The organism is Ruegeria sp. AH3 (assembly GCF_056536265.1).
In genome coordinates this window covers 1,881,141-1,897,609 of sequence record NZ_JBQFJL010000001.1, presented here as the reverse complement: position 1 = coordinate 1,897,609, position 16,469 = coordinate 1,881,141, and the positions used below count along the sequence as shown (strand labels likewise).

The following is a 16,469-nucleotide window of genomic DNA, read 5'->3' as shown; positions in this document are numbered from 1 at the left end:
CACGCTACCATCTCAGGCTGTAAACCGTGTGATTACCCGGCAGACCTTTCAGGGAAACCGATCTAGGTGCACCAAAGGTCAGCGCCTCATGCCCGTCCACCAAAAGCTGGGTTGCGTCAGACAAACAGACCTCTCCCGGTGCGGCAGAGGCCGCAACTCGGGCGGCTTTGTTCACCACCGTTCCAAAGAAATCGTCATCGGTCTGGATTACATCCCCCGTATGTACACCTACGCGAATCTGCAGGGGCGGCTCGCCCTTCTCTGTCGCGTTGCGTCGTTGCAGGTCGGCGGCGGCCATCAACGCCGCCCGCGCCGAGGAGAAGCTGGACATAGTTCCATCCCCCAGCGATTTCACCAGCGTTCCACTTTGCGCTTCGATGACTTCACGAGCCAATTCAAAGTGTTTTTGAATTGCGTCGGTCCACACCCGGTCTCCGAGCTTTTCGGCGATAGCAGAGGAATTGACGATGTCAGTGAACATGACCGATGCCATTCCCTCGGGCTGAGCCTGACGAAACCCGTCACGCGCGGCTGCAACCAACGCGTCCAACGCTTTGTGCTCGATACCGAGTTTCTCCATGTTCGGGATCGGGTTTGACACGTGGCAGTGCACCATCTTCCACACACCGTCTTCCAGATGCAGGATAAAGGTAAAGCGGTGCACCATCGCCCTCTGGTTGCTGGCAAAGCGCAACGTGGCCACGCAGTTGGCCCAGCCAACCGGGCCGCATTCAAACGCCTCCAGACTGTGTTCCTGCCAGTCGTAATCCGGAATTTCGGCCACGTGATCGGGAAAGCCTTTGCGAAACAAGGAGCCAGACCAGAACTCGCCGTGAGCTGAGCCCTGATATCTCAGATGTTCTGAAGTCGAAAGCATATTGAACAGTGCCGCACCGTCCTTGTCACGAACCGCTTGGTTCCACCGCCGCACCACCGCGATCAATTCTGGCGAAGGGCGGATTGGCTGGTTCATACCCCTTTCACCACCATTTCGCGTGGGATATCAGCCAGAGGCTGGCCGCCATCGCCTGTCACCACAAAACTCTCGGTAATTGCCAACCCCCAATCCGGGGTCCAGAGGCCGGGCATCAGGTGAAATGTCATGTTTTCCTGAAGTTCTGTCGTATCTCCGGGCCGCAGGCTCATGGTGCGTTCGCCCCAATCGGGTGGATAGCTGAGCCCGATGGGATAGCCGGTTCTGTTGGCTTTGACATATCCGGCGCGGGCGAAGCTATCATAGACGCAGGCCGCCACCTCTTCGCACGTCGTACCCGGGCGGGCAGCGGCCAAGGCATCGTCGATGGCCGCCAGAACCGCAGCTTCGGCCCGGCGGATATCGCTGGGGGGATCGCCGAGATAAAGGCTGCGACTGGCCGGGCAGTGGTACCGGCGATAGCAGCCTGAAATCTCGAAATAGGTTGCCTCTCCGCGCGCCAGAGGCCGGTCGTTCCAGGTAATGTGCGAGGCGGAAGCTTCACGGCCCGAAGGGGCAATCGGCACGATTGCCGGGTAATCCCCCGCAAGACCGGGCAGTCCGGCGATACCGGCGGCCTGCACTTCGGCAACCAGTTGGTTTTTGGGCAGACCTTCCCGAAACGCGTCGCGCAGAACGCCGTGCATATGCGCTGTCAGTTGGCCCGCTTTGCGCATCATCCCGATCTCGGCGTCGCTTTTGACGGCGCGCTGCCAGTTCACGAGGCCGGTGGCGTCAACCAGTGTCCCGAAAGCGGTTTCAAGAATGCGGTGGCTGGCGGCTGAGTAGTAATAGTTGTCCATCTCAACCCCCAACCCTGTGGTCCAACCGCTTTCGCGCAATGCGAGGACAAGAGCATCGACCGGGTGGTGATCAGGGTGCTGCACATGCTCTTCGGGCCAGTCCAGCAGGTCCGATGGTTCCAGCCATGTGGTCTGCGCCGCACCGGCCTTATCCTGCGTCCGGCCCCACCAGAGCGGTGAGCCTTGCGCGGGCAGGATCACCATCTGCGGGACATAGAAACTCCACCCGTCATAGCCTGTGAGCCAGGCCATGTTAGAGGGATCGGTGATCAGCAGGGTCTCAATCCCGCGTTGCGCCATAGCTGTGCGGGTTTTGCTGAGGCGAGTCGCGTATTCCTGCGCGCTGAAATCAGAAGCTGGCATCAGAGTGTGATCGCCTGCATGATTTCAGGTTCGATCACATCGACCCCCGGCAGACCTTCTTTCAAAGCCTCAGCCGACTGCTCAAGGATCGGGAAGGTTTTGTAGTGGCAGGGTATCACCGTCTTGAAGTTGAAATAGCGCTTGGCCGCATAGGCCGTGCCTTTCATGTCCATGGTGAAATGGCCGCCTGCCGACAGAATGCCGATATCGGGTTTATAGTAATCCCCCATCCAGTCCATATCCGCCATGATGTCGGTATCGCCTGAGACATAGACCATGTGACCTTCGGCGGCGATCATGTATCCAACCTCGGTCCCACCTGTGCGCAGTCCGTCGGGTGTAGAAAAGGTCGAGCTGTGAGACGCCGGAACCATCGAGACCTTCACGCCGTTCAGATCCACCGTGCCGCCTTTATTGAAGCCAACGGTCTCGATCCCTTCGGCTTCGGCCCAATAGCCCATCAGATCATATTGCCCGACAACGGGAACTTTCAGGTGCTTTGCAAGCGGCAATACATCAACAACGTGGTCGAAATGAGTATGGGTCAGCAGTATGTGGGTCGCGCCAGCGACCGCCGCGTCATGCTGATCCTCAGACAGCACCGGGTTGCCCGTCAGCCACGGATCGATCAGCAGAACCTGTCCTGCGGTTTCAATGCGAAAGCTGCCATGCCCCAGCCAGATGATATTCATAAAGATTCCTCCCACTTTGTGCTTGGAGCCAGCCTAGCATCGGCTATGTAAAAATCCATGGATTGGACGCAGGAAATCGATGGTTATTGTGAGCGGCTTTCGCCCGCTTATTGGGCCGAGCCAATTAACGCCGTGACCAATGCCGCATTCCTGATCGCGGCGTTCATCATGTGGCGGCGCGTGCATGGGCAGGGGATGCCGTTGGCAATGGCTTTGGTGGCAGTGCTGGCGCTGATCGGAATTGGAAGCTACCTGTTTCACACCCATGCGCAGGTCTGGGCGGCGCTGGCCGATGTCACTCCGATCCTGCTGTACATCCTTGTTTACATATTTGCGGTTAATCGTGATGTCTGGGGAATGCGGACGCTCTATGCGCTTGGGCTAACGGCACTGTTCTTTCCATATGCAGCCCTGACCGTTCCCATCTTTCAGCTGTTGCCCGGGCTTGGGGGCTCGGCGGTCTATGCACCAGTTCCTCTGTTGATTCTCGTCTATGCTTTTCTACTGCGTCAGAGAGAGCCGGAAACCGCACGTGGTCTGGCAATAGGGGCGGTGATCCTGATCGCCTCAATCACGTTCCGAGCGTTGGATGAGCCCATTTGTATACGCCTGCCGATGGGAACGCATTTCATGTGGCACATCCTGAACGCGACGATGCTGGGCTGGATGATCGAAGTCTATCGTAGAGCCGTTATCGCAAAACGCTTTGCGTCAGTCTCGAAACGCGGCGGCTAGCGCGTCAGGCAGATCGAACTCTTCCAAAACCTGCGCGCGGCCTTCGGCAGACATCTTGAGAGCCGTTTTCTCAACGATACGCTGGATTTTCTCGGCTGAATGCTTGGCTGCGAACGGCGCGAAATACCATTTCAGGAACACAAAGCAGATTACGTCCTCAAGAGCCTGAACTTCGGCATCACGCTTGATTCCCTGTTTGCGCAGCATCTTCTCGGCGGCCTCGATCTGATCCGCGCCGTATTCTGCCTGCTCCATCAGGCCGCGCACGACATCGGCGTGGTACACGCCCTGCGCCTTGCGCCAGGCCAGATAGCCCGCGCGGCCTTCGGGATACTCGGTACGCTTCAGCTTCCAGCGCTCGACATGCTGTCCGCGCGCAGCAATCTGCAGGGCATCTGATGAGTCGGGGAATAAGCGATCCAGTTCGGAGCTCATGCGTTGGCCATAAAGCAGCGCTTCGGGCTGGCCATCCTCAAGGTTGGGGTCCTCTGCGTTGGCCGCATCGATTGCGTTCAGAACTGCTTGCTTGCGAGTGCTCATCTTCCGCTCCGTTAGCTTGCCTGCACATCGCCCATCAAGGCGGGAGGCTGGGTTTTCTACACCATGCTAACGGCTTATCGCCGCGTGTACAGCGGACAAATACACATGCGCCGGATCAGGAGGGGGAGGACTGATCCGGCGCTTCAGGCAAGGTTATTTACCCGCCTCGGACTGGCCCTTGGTTACGGGTTCTGACACCGGCTCGGGGAAGCTGAGGTTTCGGGTCAGGTTGTTCATGTCGATCCCCAGCGCCATGGCCGGAGCGCTCAGGACGGATGCAGACAGGACAAGGGCGGTGACGAAGGTTTTCATGGGGTTTCTCCGATTTGCGTTTGTCACATCCCTGAGATGAACCGTTCAGTTCACTTTTTCAAGGCGCAAAATGAACTATTCGGTTTACTTATGTGCATATGGGTCATTCAAAAATGCATGGGGTGAATTACGCCAAGTGGGCCAGCAGCGGTCTTGCGGGTGCTGCGGCAGACAGGTAAACGCCCTCCTTAAGCGTATATGAGGGTTTCCGATGTCGATTGACCAAAGCACAGCCGCCAAGGTGGCCAAACTGGCCAGGATCAAGGTCGAGGATGACGCGCTGCCTGCGCTGGCGTCCGAGTTCAACAATATCCTTGGGTTTATCGAGCAACTGAACGAAGTGGATGTCGAAGGTGTCGAGCCTATGGTTTCAGTTGAGCCAATGCGCCTGAAGCGCCGTCAGGATGTGGTCACTGACGGAAACCAGCAGGACAAGGTCCTGTCCAACGCCCCCGATGCGCGCGAAGGGTTCTTCGCTGTTCCCAAAGTTGTGGAGTAAGTCATGAGCGATCTGAACAAACTGGGCCTGGCCGAGGCCCGCGACGCGCTTCGCAAGGGTGATGTGACCTCGGTTGAGCTGACCGAATCCTGCCTCAAGGCGATTGACGAGGCCGATGCGCTGAACGCGTTTGTCCACAAAACCCCCGAGATCGCTCTGGAGCGCGCTAAAGCAGCGGATGAGCGGATCAAGGCGGGCGATGCGCCGTCGATGTGTGGTCTGCCCATCGGTATCAAGGATCTGTTCTGTACCAAGGGCGTGCCCTCGCAGGCGGCTTCGAAAATTCTCGAAGGCTTCAAGCCCGAATACGAATCCACCGTGTCTCAGCAACTGGCCGATACCGGTGCCGTGATGCTGGGCAAGCTGAACATGGACGAATTCGCCATGGGCTCTTCCAACGAGACCTCGGTCTATGGCAACGTCGTCAGCCCTTGGCGACGCGGCAATGACGATGCTCAGCTGACACCCGGCGGTTCATCGGGCGGCTCGGCCTCGGCAGTGTCCGCCGATTTGTGCCTGGCTGCAACCGGTACCGATACTGGTGGCTCGATCCGTCAGCCTGCTGCGTTCACGGGCATCACCGGCATCAAACCGACTTATGGCCGTTGCTCTCGCTGGGGCATCGTGGCCTTTGCGTCTTCGCTGGATCAGGCTGGGCCGATGACCAAGAACGTGCGCGATGCGGCGATCATGCTGGAAACCATGTGCGGCCACGACCCCAAGGATTCGACCAGTGCTGAACTGGCCGTCCCGAATTTCGAGGCGATGCTGACCGGCGACATCAAGGGCAAGAAGATCGGTATCCCGAAAGAATACCGCATGGACGGAATGCCCGCTGAGATTGAAAAACTGTGGGCCGATGGCGCCGCTATGCTGAAAGACGCAGGTGCCGAGATCGTCGATATCTCGCTGCCGCACACAAAGTACGCTTTGCCTGCCTACTATGTGATCGCCCCGGCCGAGGCGTCCTCGAACCTCGCCCGTTACGACGGTGTCCGCTATGGCCGCCGCGCGCAGCTGGCGCAGGGCGATGGCATCACCGAGATGTACGAAAAGACTCGCGCGGAAGGGTTCGGCCACGAGGTTCAGCGCCGTGTGATGATTGGCACCTACGTGCTCTCGGCAGGTTTCTACGATGCCTACTATAACCGGGCGCGCAAAGTTCGCACCCTGATCAAGAAAGATTTCGAAGATGTCTTTGCCGCAGGCGTCGATGCGATCCTGACCCCGGCGACACCATCGGCGTCGTTCGGACTGGGTGAGATGACTGAGGCGGATCCAGTGCAGATGTACCTGAACGACGTGTTCACCGTGACCGTGAACCTCGCTGGTCTCCCCGGTATTTCGGTGCCTGCAGGTCTGGACAAACAGGGGTTGCCACTGGGTCTTCAGCTGATCGGTCGTCCATGGGACGAGGGCGATCTGCTCAACACCGCCTACGCGCTTGAGAATGCTGCCGGGTTTGTGGCCAAGCCTGGAAAATGGTGGTAATCCTCAAGCCAGATACGGCACTACACAACCGGAGCAGCCAAATGCGCCAATTGCTTCTGATCCCGGCCTTGGGGCTGATTGCGGCTTGTAACACCGTGGCACCGGTCTCGGGTACGGGTTTCAATACGCCGGAATATCAGGCGCAACGCGAGGCTGAATTGGCCGGGCAGGGCCTGGGGGGCAACCCTCTTGCACCGCCCGAGGCGATCTCGGAACAACCGCTTTCGGCGCAGGGGACGGTTGGATCTGATGCCCCGGTGGGTGACGCGTCAGATATTGCAAACCAAACGGCCATTGCCCTGGCGAATACATCCGGTCAGGAAGCGAACGCCGCGCCTCTGACTGCAACAAACAACAACAGTATCTCCGACGAACAGGATTTCGAGGCCGTCTCGAACCGGCGAACCATCGACGATGACGCCGCCCGGATCGAACAGAACCGACAGACCTACGAGGTCGTCGCGCCCACCGTTGTGCCCCAGCGCGGCTCTGACGGTCAGCCCAATATCGTACAATATGCGCTGAGCACCTCAAACCCTGTCGGCACCCAGCTCTACAGCCGTGCCGGATTCAACCTGCAGGCCAAGGCAGAACGCAATTGCGCACAATTCGCTTCGCCCGATCAGGCCCAGATCGAGTTCCTGTCTAACGGCGGTCCTCAGCGTGATCGTAAAGGGCTGGATCCGGACGGTGACGGCTATGCCTGCGGCTGGGATCCCAGCCCGTTCCGCAGTGCTGTCAACAACTGAACTCTCTCCCATCTGGCAGCCATCGCCTAATTTCGGCCCTCGAATGGATGGGCTGAAGCCCACGCTGATCGTACTGCACTATACTGCTATGGAGAGCGCCGCGGCCGCACTCGAACGCCTCTGCGATCCCGGTCCGGAAGTCTCTGCGCACTACCTGATCGGCGGCGATGGCACACTCTGGCAGCTTGTCCGCGAGGAAGATCGCGCCTGGCACGCCGGGGCAGGGGAGTGGCACGGGCAGACAGACATAAACTCCCGCTCTATTGGTATCGAACTGGATAACCGAGGCGACCATCCATTTGCCGATCCCCAAATGCGAGTGCTCGAACAGCTTCTGCCGCAGATTATGCAACGCTGGGCCATTTCCTCAGAGGGCGTGATCGGCCATTCGGACATGGCACCGGGACGCAAAACCGACCCCGGCCCCCGATTTGACTGGCAACGACTGGAGCGCCAGAGCCTGGCCGCCCAACGCGGCAGCACCGCTCCGGAGGGCACCACACTCCGTGCCCTTGCCCAAACCCGTGGTTATACTGCCCCGATCGACGACGCCACGCTCCTCGCCGCCACCCGCTTGCGCTTTCGTCCCTGGGCCACTGGCCCCGCACAACCCGACGATCTCAAGGCTCTCGGCTCATCCCGGGTGATAACCTGATCCGCCCTTCATCTGGCCAAAAATATCCCGGGGATGAATTGGCCGCAGGCCAAGAAGGGGCTGGCCCCTTCTCCTCTTGACGTCCCCGATCCCAAAGCATACCCAACCCACTGCGCGGAGGGCCGGATGGCCGCTGGGGCCGCAAAGCCCGAGAGGAAAGTCCGGACTCCACAAGGCAACGGTGCCGGGTAACGCCCGGGCGGGGAAACCCGACGGAAAGCGCCACAGAAATCAGACCGCCACACACGTGTGGCAAGGGTGAAACGGTGGGGTAAGAGCCCACCGCGCCGCTGGCAACAGCGGCGGCACGGCAAGCCCCACCGGGAGCAATGCCGAATAGGGTCCCCGCGCGGGCCGGTCGGTGCAAACCGATACCGCCGCTAGGCTCGCCTTGGCCGAGAGGGACCGGGTTGGCAGCTCGAGCCGCGTAGCAATGCACGGCCTAGAGGAATGGTCATCGAAGGGGGCAACCCCGGAACAGGATCCGGCTTACAGGCCCTCCGCGCGTATCTTCTCAGCCTGTTGGTGGGGTGTAAGCTCCGGTCAGTGTCGCAGCCTTTTGGGCCACCGCGACAAAATCTTCGGCAGGCCATGCGCGTACGGTTTCGATCCTCGAGACCGCACCGGTGCTGGCAACCGCCATCCCGATTGCAACCGCATCTGTGCCGTCAGGAACTTCACTGATGACAACAACATCGTTGCCGCCTGTGGTGAAGTAGAAGGAGATCAGCCTTCCGCCCGCCTTCTCAAGCAGCGCTCTGACCGGGCCGGTACGATCCTGAGGCTTTGCCACCATCGCCTTGACGGCCTCGGACGAATAGGATGCGTAAGTAATGAAAACAGGCATGGGTCTCTCCTTTGGACTTGAGTTTTGTGGAACCTTTATGCCGACCGGTTCCGTGGCCTCTCGCACGCACCAGCGCGCGAAACCGAACTGGCCCGGTCGAAAAGGCGACCAAGCCAAAGCAATTGCGTGAGTGGTGCGGGTGGTCCGCGCCCCGCTCCGGTGGTTGGGAGCAGATTTGGCGCAGGGTATGGCGCACCCTATCACAAACTCGTGAACACGCCAAACCGGGGCACCAGGTCACCTCTGATGAATTGTTCCCCAAACCCGCCGAATCCGGTTGACTCGGGCGCGCGAGCAGGTAAAAGCGCACGCTCATAAGGATTTCAACCGAAAGGCCCCTGCCTTTTCGGACGCAGGAGATAACCATGGCGAAGCCGACGACAATCAAGATCCGTCTGAACTCGACCGCGGGCACGGGCCACTTCTACGTGACCAAGAAAAACGCGCGCACCATGACCGAGAAAATGACCATTCGTAAGTACGACCCGGTCGCTCGGAAGCATGTCGAGTATAAAGAAGGCAAGATCAAGTAATCTGCCCTCTGACGTGAATTTCTGAAAAGGACCCTGTCTGGCAGGGTCCTTTTTTTGTTGTAGGCGCTCAGAAAGGGCGTTGCAGGGGCGCATCAGCATTTTCAGTGTTCTGATCCGCAGCGGCTTGCTTTTTCGCACTCGCTGCCACTAGGCTTTAGCAACCCTTTCCAAAATGTTGACCGCCATGAAAAAAATCTTGTTGCCCGCCCTTGCCGTTCTGACCCTGTCAGCCTGCGAAGACCCATTCAACCGTGAAGGCGTAGGGTTCACCGGTATTGATGGCGAGCCGCGCACGATCTCTGAGGTCGAAGGCGCGGCGGCTTTTGTGCCTCAAGCGACCAATATCCCCGCGGAACTGGCCGAACTGCCGACCGTTCGCGTGGCCTCGAATGAAACAGACCCGAACAAACTGGCGCGTGTCGCGATCGACAACGGTGGCCGGACTGACACGACCGCAGTTCCGCTTTCGGGTCAAAGCACCAATCTGTTGCTCAGCACCGTCGAAGTGAACAGCACCCTCTATGCCGTATTGCGCACGACCCAAGGCGACACGCGGGTCGACAATTCTATTGGTGCAGCATTCGGCGAACAAACCGAACGCTTTACCGGCTGCTTGCCCGCTGGCGACGTTTTCCGCAAAGGCTCTTCCGAGCGTAGTTCGGGCTTTGCGGTGCCGCTGAATTGCAGCTAAATCAGAAAGACCCCAATCAAGCTAAACCCCCGCCAGTACGGCGGGGGTTTTTCGTTATACACCACTGTTCCGCCATTCAGCAAAGGTCATGACCGTGCGCAAACCTGCGCTGGTCATGAGCGCTGCAAATGCAGTGTTGAAGGTGCTTTAGAGGTGTCCGACGTTAGTCGGCAGAAGACGTTGACGCCTGAGAACGCCAAGCTGAAAGGTTCGAAGCGACCGGCGCCCAAATGGGTAGTGCAACTGTTCGCAATGGGAATGAACTCCATCAGAACCTCTACTCGTTATGAATGAGGGGGCATCAGGGGACAGGCGTCAGTTTAGGTGCCCTTTTTCCGAGGCTAATACAAAACACCTGTGTTTTGTTGTTGCATGCTGAGCGGTCGTTTGTCCTTATTTCTCTGCAACCTGTTCGCACTCAATCTCAGTAGATGAACCCTATTAGTATCATTTAGCGGAATTAGTAGTGTATTGGTGCGATTTGGTTTGTTCCGTTGGGATTCTGTCTGATGGGAAATTGCACAGGTTGATATCCGCACGTTTCGCTATGCCTTCGTATGGTAGGCTTGATTTATTGGAAATTCCATGTTTGACGGCCCCTAAGCACCGAGCGCCAGTGTAGTCGATCAAAATGAACCTGCAGTACGTGGTGTGGAAGCAGTAGACGGGATACGAACAAACTCTTCGAGAGGGTTAGATCGCGCTGATAGGCAGGTACGACGACAGCCACCTGTTCTTGGGGTACGCTTCGGAGTATTAGAAAATGCAACTCAAAATGCTCATGAACTTCGATCCGCCCAAACATGATGGCGATAGACCGGATAGGCAAAATGACACATGGCTGATCACACTTCAAAGTTGATAGCTGGCGAACAACAAGATCCTGCAAATAGAACTGAAAACTATAAAATGAAAACCTTGGATTTACCTGCGCACTATATTGCACTTGATGATTTTGGAGGATTGCAGACCCTATACGCAGGTTTTGCAGAAGCGGTCGCTGCTAGAGGGCATCAAATATGCACCGTCAACAGAGCAAAAACGCGACCCCTTGCTCATTTCGCCACATCGCTGGAGCAGATTGGCGTAGAAGTGCAGTCTCCGCAAACCTATCGCGTTGCTAACATTCTGCCAACCTCGATGCCAAGGACACGTAATCGCGTTCAGCGGACGCTGTTGAATAAACTGATCGGTCGCTCAAATCTCGATCACGTAGTGTGTTGGAACGCCCCGCCCGATCCATATATGAGGTCGAGAAACCGAAAGTTCGCTTTTTATGATCACGGCTTCTCTTCGATAAGAATAGTGAACACATGGCGACAGCAACAGCTGGCTAGAATGAATGGAATCATCAGCGTTTCTGAAGCCAATAAGTATCTACTCGAAAATTTATGGCAGTATGAAGGCAGGATTCATGTGGTTTGTAACCCTGTGCGTCAGGCGATCGCCGATCGCATCCTGAACAAAAAGAAGACGCCAATAAATGATATTCGAATTACATGCGCAGCGCGTCTGGTCTCTTTCAAAGGGTTCGCGAGCTTGGTCCACGCGACGGCCGATCTGTTAGATCAAGGTTATCCTGTTAAACTCACGATCGCTGGTGATGGGCCCGAAACTTCAATACTCAAAAAAACGGCGCAAAGATTGTTGCCAGATGACAAGGTAATATTTCTTGGTCTGGTGAAGGATATGGGCGCATTGCTCGATGAGACCGATATTTTCGTCGCACCGTCGCTCCGTGAGCCTTTTGGCCTTTCTCCTCTTGAGGCGTTGGCCTCGGGCATCCCGACGGTTCTATCGAACATTGATGGTCATCCGGAGATTTTGCCTTTTGACGGTGCGGCAACGCTTGTAGAGCCAACATTGTCGCTCAGTGAATATGCTCAACTCGGATCGACAAACGCGAAAATGCCGAAATACGTCTATTTTCCATCAAGTCGATCAATCGCAGAACCAAAGGCGCTTGCGCCAGATTTACTTGCAGCGGCGTTGGCGCAAGTGATTGAATCGTACCCGGATCACGCCAATACTGCATTCGAAGCAGCACGACAGATACGTCATGACTGCAGCATCGAGAAGTATACGGATAAACTTTTGCGGATTTTTAAAGAGATCTTTTAAGATTTGTATCAAGGTGACACGCTCTATTTGTAAGAGCGCTGAAAACGATTTGCATCACGTTTCCAATCTGTCTCAATGTGCTTCGGAAGATTGTTAGGGGTTAGGGGCAAATTTTCGTTGCAGATGGATATAGTAGCCGCACATTTGATGACAGCAGACGCACGATTGCTCTTCATCTTGTGCGTAACCAGAGAGTGCCAAGTCTATTGAGTCAGCAACTACGGAAGTCTCTTAGGGCCCGAATTCTATCGGTAAAAAAAGGGAGCCCTTGGGGCGCAGCTTGGGGCGTAGGACAACGAGTGGTGACAGGAATTCGTATAGGCCTCTTATCAGACTGGATGAGTATCGCCCGATCTATGAGGAGGTACCGCGGGCATCGGTCTGACTTGCAGGACCCGGTCTAGAATTGTAGAGAGACAGATTGTGAGCTTGCAAATTTCTTTCTAGCAGTTTTTCATTCTAATGCTCCTGAGAAGATTGGCCATTTCTCAGAAAGATGAAATTATTTAGCTCAGGCTTGAAGATATCGAGCCCATCTTCTGGGATTCGTGTGCTCAGCAGAAAGTGTTTCCGGAACGAAAGAGCCTGCCGAGACTGGGTCTCGGCAGGCTCCGCCAGTCCTGAATGGGCGTGAGAGAGCTTTACTCTCTGTTCCCCAAAAGCTGCAGCAGGAACATGAACATGTTGATGAAGTCCAGATACAGGTTCAGCGCTCCCATGATGGCAGCTTTGCCCAGCCATTCCTGATCGCCCGCATGGGCCATCTGCAGGTAGGTGTTCTTGATGTTCTGCGTGTCATAGGCGGTCAGACCGGCGAAGATCAGAACACCCAGGATCGACACGGCAAACATGATGGCCGGCGATTGCAGGAACAGGTTGATGATCATTGCGACCACCAGACCAATCACGCCCATCATCAAGAATGTACCCATGCCGGACAGGTCTTTCTTGGTGACATAGCCGTAGAGTGACAGGCCTGCGAAGGCGATCGAAGTCACCAGGAAGACCTGTGCTATCGAAATGCCGGTGAAGGCAACGAAGATCCAGCTCATCGACAGGCCCATGACGGCCGCGAAAGCGTAGAAGAACAGCTGTGCGCCGGCTGCGGACAGGCGGTTGATGGCAGCGCCAAACGCAAACACCATGCCCAAGGGCGCAAACATCACGATCCAGCCCAGGATGTTCGGGCTCAACGTTACCGGATCGCGGAATACCGACAGCAATTGCGGGCTGGTGCCGACGGCCCAGGCCACTGCAAATGTGATCAGCATGCCTACGGACATGGTGCCGTAGACTTTGTTCATATGGGCGCGCAGGCCCTCATCGATCTCGGCAGCGCGCGCGCCGGACGCCGTCCGGATCGTGTCGAATTGTGCCATAAAGGGTCTCCCTCTGATATTCTGCTCTCAGCCTGCGATTGCAGGCCGGTTTCCCAGCAAATATCGGAGAGTGTGGCCCGCGTTTCAAGGGTTTTAGGCCTAAAACTCAGCAAAACTGTCAGCAAATTTGGCGGCAGTGTTAAAAACGCCGCCAAATACCTGGCATTTCCGTATTAATACAGGTGCTTGTGCCAATTGTCCGGGGCATCCCAGACAGGGCGTTTCGCTTCAACCTCGGCCTGGGACCGGGTGACACCGATATCCTCGAGTGCACGATCATCCAGCTGTGCAAGCGCTCTCCGCTGTCGGGCGAGGCTGAGCAGGCTCAGTATCCGCGTACCAAACGCCGCATTCCGAACGGGGCGACGGGTTGAGATAGCTATATGGGTCATGATCTTTGCCCTTTCGTGGTTGCTTGATGAAACACTGCGCTTCAATCAATTTCCTTGATCTATATGGATCAATCTGACATATTTTGAAAATGAATGTTTATGAACTGTCACATAAGGAATCGTGAAGATGCGAAATCTGGACATCACCACCTTGCGCTCTTTCGTGGCCGTTGCTGACTACGGCGGCGTGACGCGGGCCGCCGGTTTTCTTCATCTGACGCAATCCGCCGTTTCGATGCAGCTCAAGCGTCTGGAAGAGCTGCTGGGATTAGAGCTTCTGGACCGTTCAGGCCGAACCATTGCCCTGACAGCCTCGGGTGAGCAGTTGCTGGCCTATGCCCGACGCATGATCGCATTGAATGATGAGGTGATTGGACGCCTGACGGATCAGGCCTTTGAAGGAGAGGTCACCTTGGGCGTGCCGCATGACGTCGTGCATCCATTCATTCCAAGGGTGCTGCAGCGCTTCAACGCGAGTTTTCCGCGGGTCAGCGTAAATCTCGTCACGTCGAATACGCGCCAATTGAAGGATGAGTTCGCGCGTGGGGCCTTCGATCTGATTGTCACGACCGAATCCGGGGCAGGTGAGGGGGCTGAAACGCTGCACCACATGCCGTTGCGTTGGGTCGGAGCATTGAACGGATCGGCCTGGCGGCAAAAGCCGCTGCGATTGGGGTTCTGCCGGAACTGCATTTTCCGTCCTGTCGCGACCTCGGCACTGGATGATGCCGGGATCAACTGGGATATGAGCATCGACAGCGATTCGGACCGTACGGTTGAGGCCACTGTCAGCGCCGATCTGGCCGTCGGTGTGCTGCTGGAAGGCACGCAACCCAACCATCAGGAACTGATCGACCATGGCGGCGCACTGCCGGACCTGCCGGTACAGTTCATCAACCTCTACGGGGCCGAGCGGGTGCGTGAGGAATATGTGGCCGAGCTTGCCAACCTGCTGCGCCAGAACTTCACACGCCCGAGTGCACATCCACTCAAGGCGGTTAGTTGATCCGGATCACCACTTTTCCAGTGGATTTGCGCGCGCGCAGCAACTCAAGGCCCTGTGCTGCCTCCTGCAGGGGCAGCACATGGCTGATATGAGGTTTGATCCTACCCTCTGAATGCCAGCGGAACAGCGTGTTGAAGCTGTTATGGACAACCTCGGGCCGGAAGGTCAGATACCCTCCGATATAGACACCGATCACGCTGAGGTTCTTGACCAGCAGATGGTTGGCGGGAATTTGCGGAACATCACCCCCGGCAAACCCGATCGGCAGCAGACGACCCTCGGGGTTTGTGGCGCGAAAGGCGGACTTGAACACATCTCCTCCGATCGCGTCGTAGACGACATCCGCGCCGCCAAGCGCCAGAACCCTTTCACGCAAATCTTCACCCGCGTCGATCAGATGGTCTGCTCCAGCCCGCTGTGCCACGGCCAGCTTGTCTGCGCCACGTGCCTGCGCAATCACTGTTGCCCCCATCAGCTTGCCGATCTCGACAGCGGTCAGCCCGACACCGCCCGCAGCGCCCGTCACCAACAGCGTTTCGCCCGGTTGCAGGCGTGCCCGATGATCGAGGGCAATGTGGCTTGTGCCATAAGCGATCTGTATCGCTGCGGCGTCTTCGAAACTCATGGAATCGGGGATGGGGACCGCTCTCGCGGCCTCGAATATACCTGATTCGGCAAGACCGCCCTGGCCGGAATAGACCGCAACGCGATCTCCGGGCTTCAGATTCGTCACATTGTTTCCGATTTCGTCGACAATCCCGGCGATTTCCATGCCAAGCGTAAACGGCGCATCCGGCGTGTCCTGATATGTTCCCTTTTGCATCAGCAGGTCCGCAAAGTTCAACGCGCAAGCACGGATCGAAACGCGAATATGACCCTCGGAGGGTGAGGGCAGTTCGACCTTGCACAACTGTGCAGGGGCTCCCTGGGTCTTGATATGGTATGCCAGCATCAACGCTCTCCGGGTTTTGACCGCTATAGGCGTGGGGTCGGGGCGTTTTGTCAATTCCTATCCGAAAAGCTGCGGAGATCGGAAGGCACTGTTTCTTAATTGGAAACGCATTGATCTCAAAAAACCCTACAACCACAAACCACTGTGTGCATTCCGCGACTCAACCCGCTTGAAAAAATATTCTATTGCGGCAATATTACCCTATGGTGCTGTTCGGGGGGCACGATCCGGATTAGGGAGTTCTTAAGCAGCGACCCGCTAACTTAGCGGAGACGGCTGCTGTCGCGTTTTCCCGGACAGGTGTTTGTGTAAAGGAGACTACCAATGACCCATCACGTCGATGTCCATGTGGGCAAACGCGTCCGGCATCGCCGCTGGCTGATTGGCATGACCCAGCAGCAGTTGGCGCAGCAAGTTGGTATTAAGTTTCAGCAGATCCAAAAATATGAAACAGGTGCCAACCGGATTAGCGCGTCTCGCCTTTGGGATATCGCTGAGGCATTGGATGTACCTGTCGCCTTCTTCTTTGAAGGACTGGAAGAGACTCAAAAATCGGACGCTGACAAGAAATCTGTCCCGGCTGACCTGATGGGCGATAAGGAAGCGCTCGATCTGGTGCGTTCATACTACGCCATTCCGGAAAACCAGCGCCGCCGCCTGTTTGAATTGGCCCGTGTGCTAAGCGACGTCGCCTGACACAATCGACTTGACTTCGGGGGGCTTCGGTCGCACGGGT

19 protein-coding genes and 1 other RNA gene are annotated in these 16,469 nt (G+C 56.9%); 11 read left to right on the top strand and 9 right to left on the bottom strand.

Annotation, left to right across the window (positions count from 1 at the left end; all coding sequences use genetic code 11):
• Positions 1-4: 4 nt before the first annotated feature.
• Genes ACR3EM_RS09525 through ACR3EM_RS09515 form a run of 3 tightly spaced genes read right to left on the bottom strand, consistent with a single transcriptional unit; the run spans position 5 to position 2,831 of the window.
• Positions 5-973, bottom strand: a complete 969-nt coding sequence (locus tag ACR3EM_RS09525) for an adenylate/guanylate cyclase domain-containing protein (protein WP_480470472.1) — start codon at positions 971-973, stop codon at positions 5-7.
• The gene (locus ACR3EM_RS09520) at positions 970-2,139 is read right to left on the bottom strand and encodes a M24 family metallopeptidase (RefSeq protein ID WP_480470471.1); all 1,170 of its coding nucleotides are present in this window, start codon (positions 2,137-2,139) and stop codon (positions 970-972) included. Before ACR3EM_RS09520 ends, ACR3EM_RS09525 begins: the two co-directional genes overlap by 4 nt.
• Positions 2,139-2,831, bottom strand: a complete 693-nt coding sequence (locus tag ACR3EM_RS09515; protein WP_480470470.1) for a metal-dependent hydrolase — start codon at positions 2,829-2,831, stop codon at positions 2,139-2,141. Before ACR3EM_RS09515 ends, ACR3EM_RS09520 begins: the two co-directional genes overlap by 1 nt.
• A gap of 57 nt (positions 2,832-2,888) precedes the next feature.
• On the opposite strand from ACR3EM_RS09515, the gene ACR3EM_RS09510 reads away from it, so the two are divergent.
• Complete coding sequence (locus tag ACR3EM_RS09510) at positions 2,889-3,566, top strand: ceramidase domain-containing protein (RefSeq protein WP_480470469.1); 678 nt, start codon at positions 2,889-2,891, stop codon at positions 3,564-3,566.
• Here ACR3EM_RS09510 and ACR3EM_RS09505 read toward each other — a convergent pair.
• Together ACR3EM_RS09505 and ACR3EM_RS09500 are read right to left on the bottom strand one after the other, a co-directional pair.
• Entirely contained in the window at positions 3,543-4,106 is a 564-nt protein-coding gene (locus tag ACR3EM_RS09505) for a DUF4202 domain-containing protein (RefSeq protein ID WP_480470468.1), read from the bottom strand. The genes ACR3EM_RS09510 and ACR3EM_RS09505 overlap by 24 nt on opposite strands.
• Positions 4,107-4,259: 153 nt before the next feature.
• Positions 4,260-4,418, bottom strand: a complete 159-nt coding sequence (locus tag ACR3EM_RS09500; RefSeq protein WP_480470467.1) for a hypothetical protein — start codon at positions 4,416-4,418, stop codon at positions 4,260-4,262.
• Between the two features lie 211 nt (positions 4,419-4,629).
• Here ACR3EM_RS09500 and gatC point away from each other — a divergent pair, with 211 nt between their 5' ends.
• The 5 genes from gatC (at position 4,630) to rnpB (ending at position 8,320) form a co-directional block, all read left to right on the top strand.
• Entirely contained in the window at positions 4,630-4,917 is a 288-nt protein-coding gene (gene gatC, locus ACR3EM_RS09495) for an Asp-tRNA(Asn)/Glu-tRNA(Gln) amidotransferase subunit GatC (protein WP_170392224.1), read from the top strand.
• 3 nt (positions 4,918-4,920) lie between these two features.
• Positions 4,921-6,408: an Asp-tRNA(Asn)/Glu-tRNA(Gln) amidotransferase subunit GatA gene (gatA, locus tag ACR3EM_RS09490; protein ID WP_480470466.1), complete on the top strand. Its 1,488-nt coding sequence runs from the start codon at positions 4,921-4,923 to the stop codon at positions 6,406-6,408.
• Positions 6,409-6,449: 41 nt separating this feature from the next.
• Positions 6,450-7,157 carry a hypothetical protein gene (locus ACR3EM_RS09485; protein ID WP_480470465.1) on the top strand — a complete coding sequence of 236 codons (708 nt, stop codon included), beginning with the start codon at positions 6,450-6,452 and terminating at the stop codon, positions 7,155-7,157.
• A gap of 43 nt (positions 7,158-7,200) precedes the next feature.
• Positions 7,201-7,812, top strand: a complete 612-nt coding sequence (locus ACR3EM_RS09480; RefSeq protein WP_480470464.1) for an N-acetylmuramoyl-L-alanine amidase — start codon at positions 7,201-7,203, stop codon at positions 7,810-7,812.
• Positions 7,813-7,926: 114 nt separating this feature from the next.
• An RNA gene (rnpB, locus tag ACR3EM_RS09475) (RNase P RNA component class A) lies at positions 7,927-8,320 on the top strand.
• Between the two features lie 6 nt (positions 8,321-8,326).
• Here the strand turns inward: rnpB and ACR3EM_RS09470 are convergent.
• Positions 8,327-8,659, bottom strand: coding sequence for a GYD domain-containing protein (locus tag ACR3EM_RS09470; RefSeq protein WP_480470463.1), 333 nt, complete (start codon positions 8,657-8,659; stop codon positions 8,327-8,329).
• A 365-nt stretch (positions 8,660-9,024) separates the two neighbouring features.
• Between ACR3EM_RS09470 and rpmG the strand changes: the two genes are divergently transcribed.
• The 3 genes from rpmG to ACR3EM_RS09455 all read left to right on the top strand — a co-directional run bounded on the left by rpmG (position 9,025) and on the right by ACR3EM_RS09455 (position 12,004).
• Complete coding sequence (gene rpmG / locus ACR3EM_RS09465) at positions 9,025-9,192, top strand: 50S ribosomal protein L33 (protein WP_010441901.1); 168 nt, start codon at positions 9,025-9,027, stop codon at positions 9,190-9,192.
• A gap of 184 nt (positions 9,193-9,376) precedes the next feature.
• A complete protein-coding gene (locus tag ACR3EM_RS09460; protein WP_480470462.1) occupies positions 9,377-9,883 on the top strand; it encodes a membrane lipoprotein lipid attachment site-containing protein in 507 nt (168 codons plus the stop codon).
• A gap of 837 nt (positions 9,884-10,720) precedes the next feature.
• Positions 10,721-12,004 carry a glycosyltransferase family 4 protein gene (locus tag ACR3EM_RS09455; RefSeq protein WP_480470461.1) on the top strand — a complete coding sequence of 428 codons (1,284 nt, stop codon included), beginning with the start codon at positions 10,721-10,723 and terminating at the stop codon, positions 12,002-12,004.
• 641 nt (positions 12,005-12,645) lie between these two features.
• Here the strand turns inward: ACR3EM_RS09455 and ACR3EM_RS09450 are convergent.
• Both ACR3EM_RS09450 and ACR3EM_RS09445 read right to left on the bottom strand, forming a co-directional pair.
• Complete coding sequence (locus ACR3EM_RS09450; protein WP_480470460.1) at positions 12,646-13,383, bottom strand: Bax inhibitor-1/YccA family protein; 738 nt, start codon at positions 13,381-13,383, stop codon at positions 12,646-12,648.
• A 173-nt stretch (positions 13,384-13,556) separates the two neighbouring features.
• Positions 13,557-13,775, bottom strand: a complete 219-nt coding sequence (locus tag ACR3EM_RS09445; protein WP_480470459.1) for a DUF1127 domain-containing protein — start codon at positions 13,773-13,775, stop codon at positions 13,557-13,559.
• Positions 13,776-13,902: 127 nt separating this feature from the next.
• Between ACR3EM_RS09445 and ACR3EM_RS09440 the strand changes: the two genes are divergently transcribed.
• Positions 13,903-14,781, top strand: a complete 879-nt coding sequence (locus tag ACR3EM_RS09440) for a LysR family transcriptional regulator (protein ID WP_480470458.1) — start codon at positions 13,903-13,905, stop codon at positions 14,779-14,781.
• Here ACR3EM_RS09440 and ACR3EM_RS09435 read toward each other — a convergent pair.
• A complete protein-coding gene (locus ACR3EM_RS09435; protein ID WP_480470457.1) occupies positions 14,774-15,733 on the bottom strand; it encodes an NADPH:quinone oxidoreductase family protein in 960 nt (319 codons plus the stop codon). The two genes, ACR3EM_RS09440 and ACR3EM_RS09435, sit on opposite strands and share 8 nt — an antisense overlap.
• Before the next feature lie 324 nt (positions 15,734-16,057).
• Here ACR3EM_RS09435 and ACR3EM_RS09430 point away from each other — a divergent pair, with 324 nt between their 5' ends.
• Positions 16,058-16,429 (top strand): helix-turn-helix domain-containing protein, encoded by a 372-nt coding sequence (locus tag ACR3EM_RS09430; RefSeq protein WP_480470456.1) that lies wholly within the window; start codon positions 16,058-16,060, stop codon positions 16,427-16,429.
• Positions 16,430-16,469 lie beyond the last annotated feature (40 nt).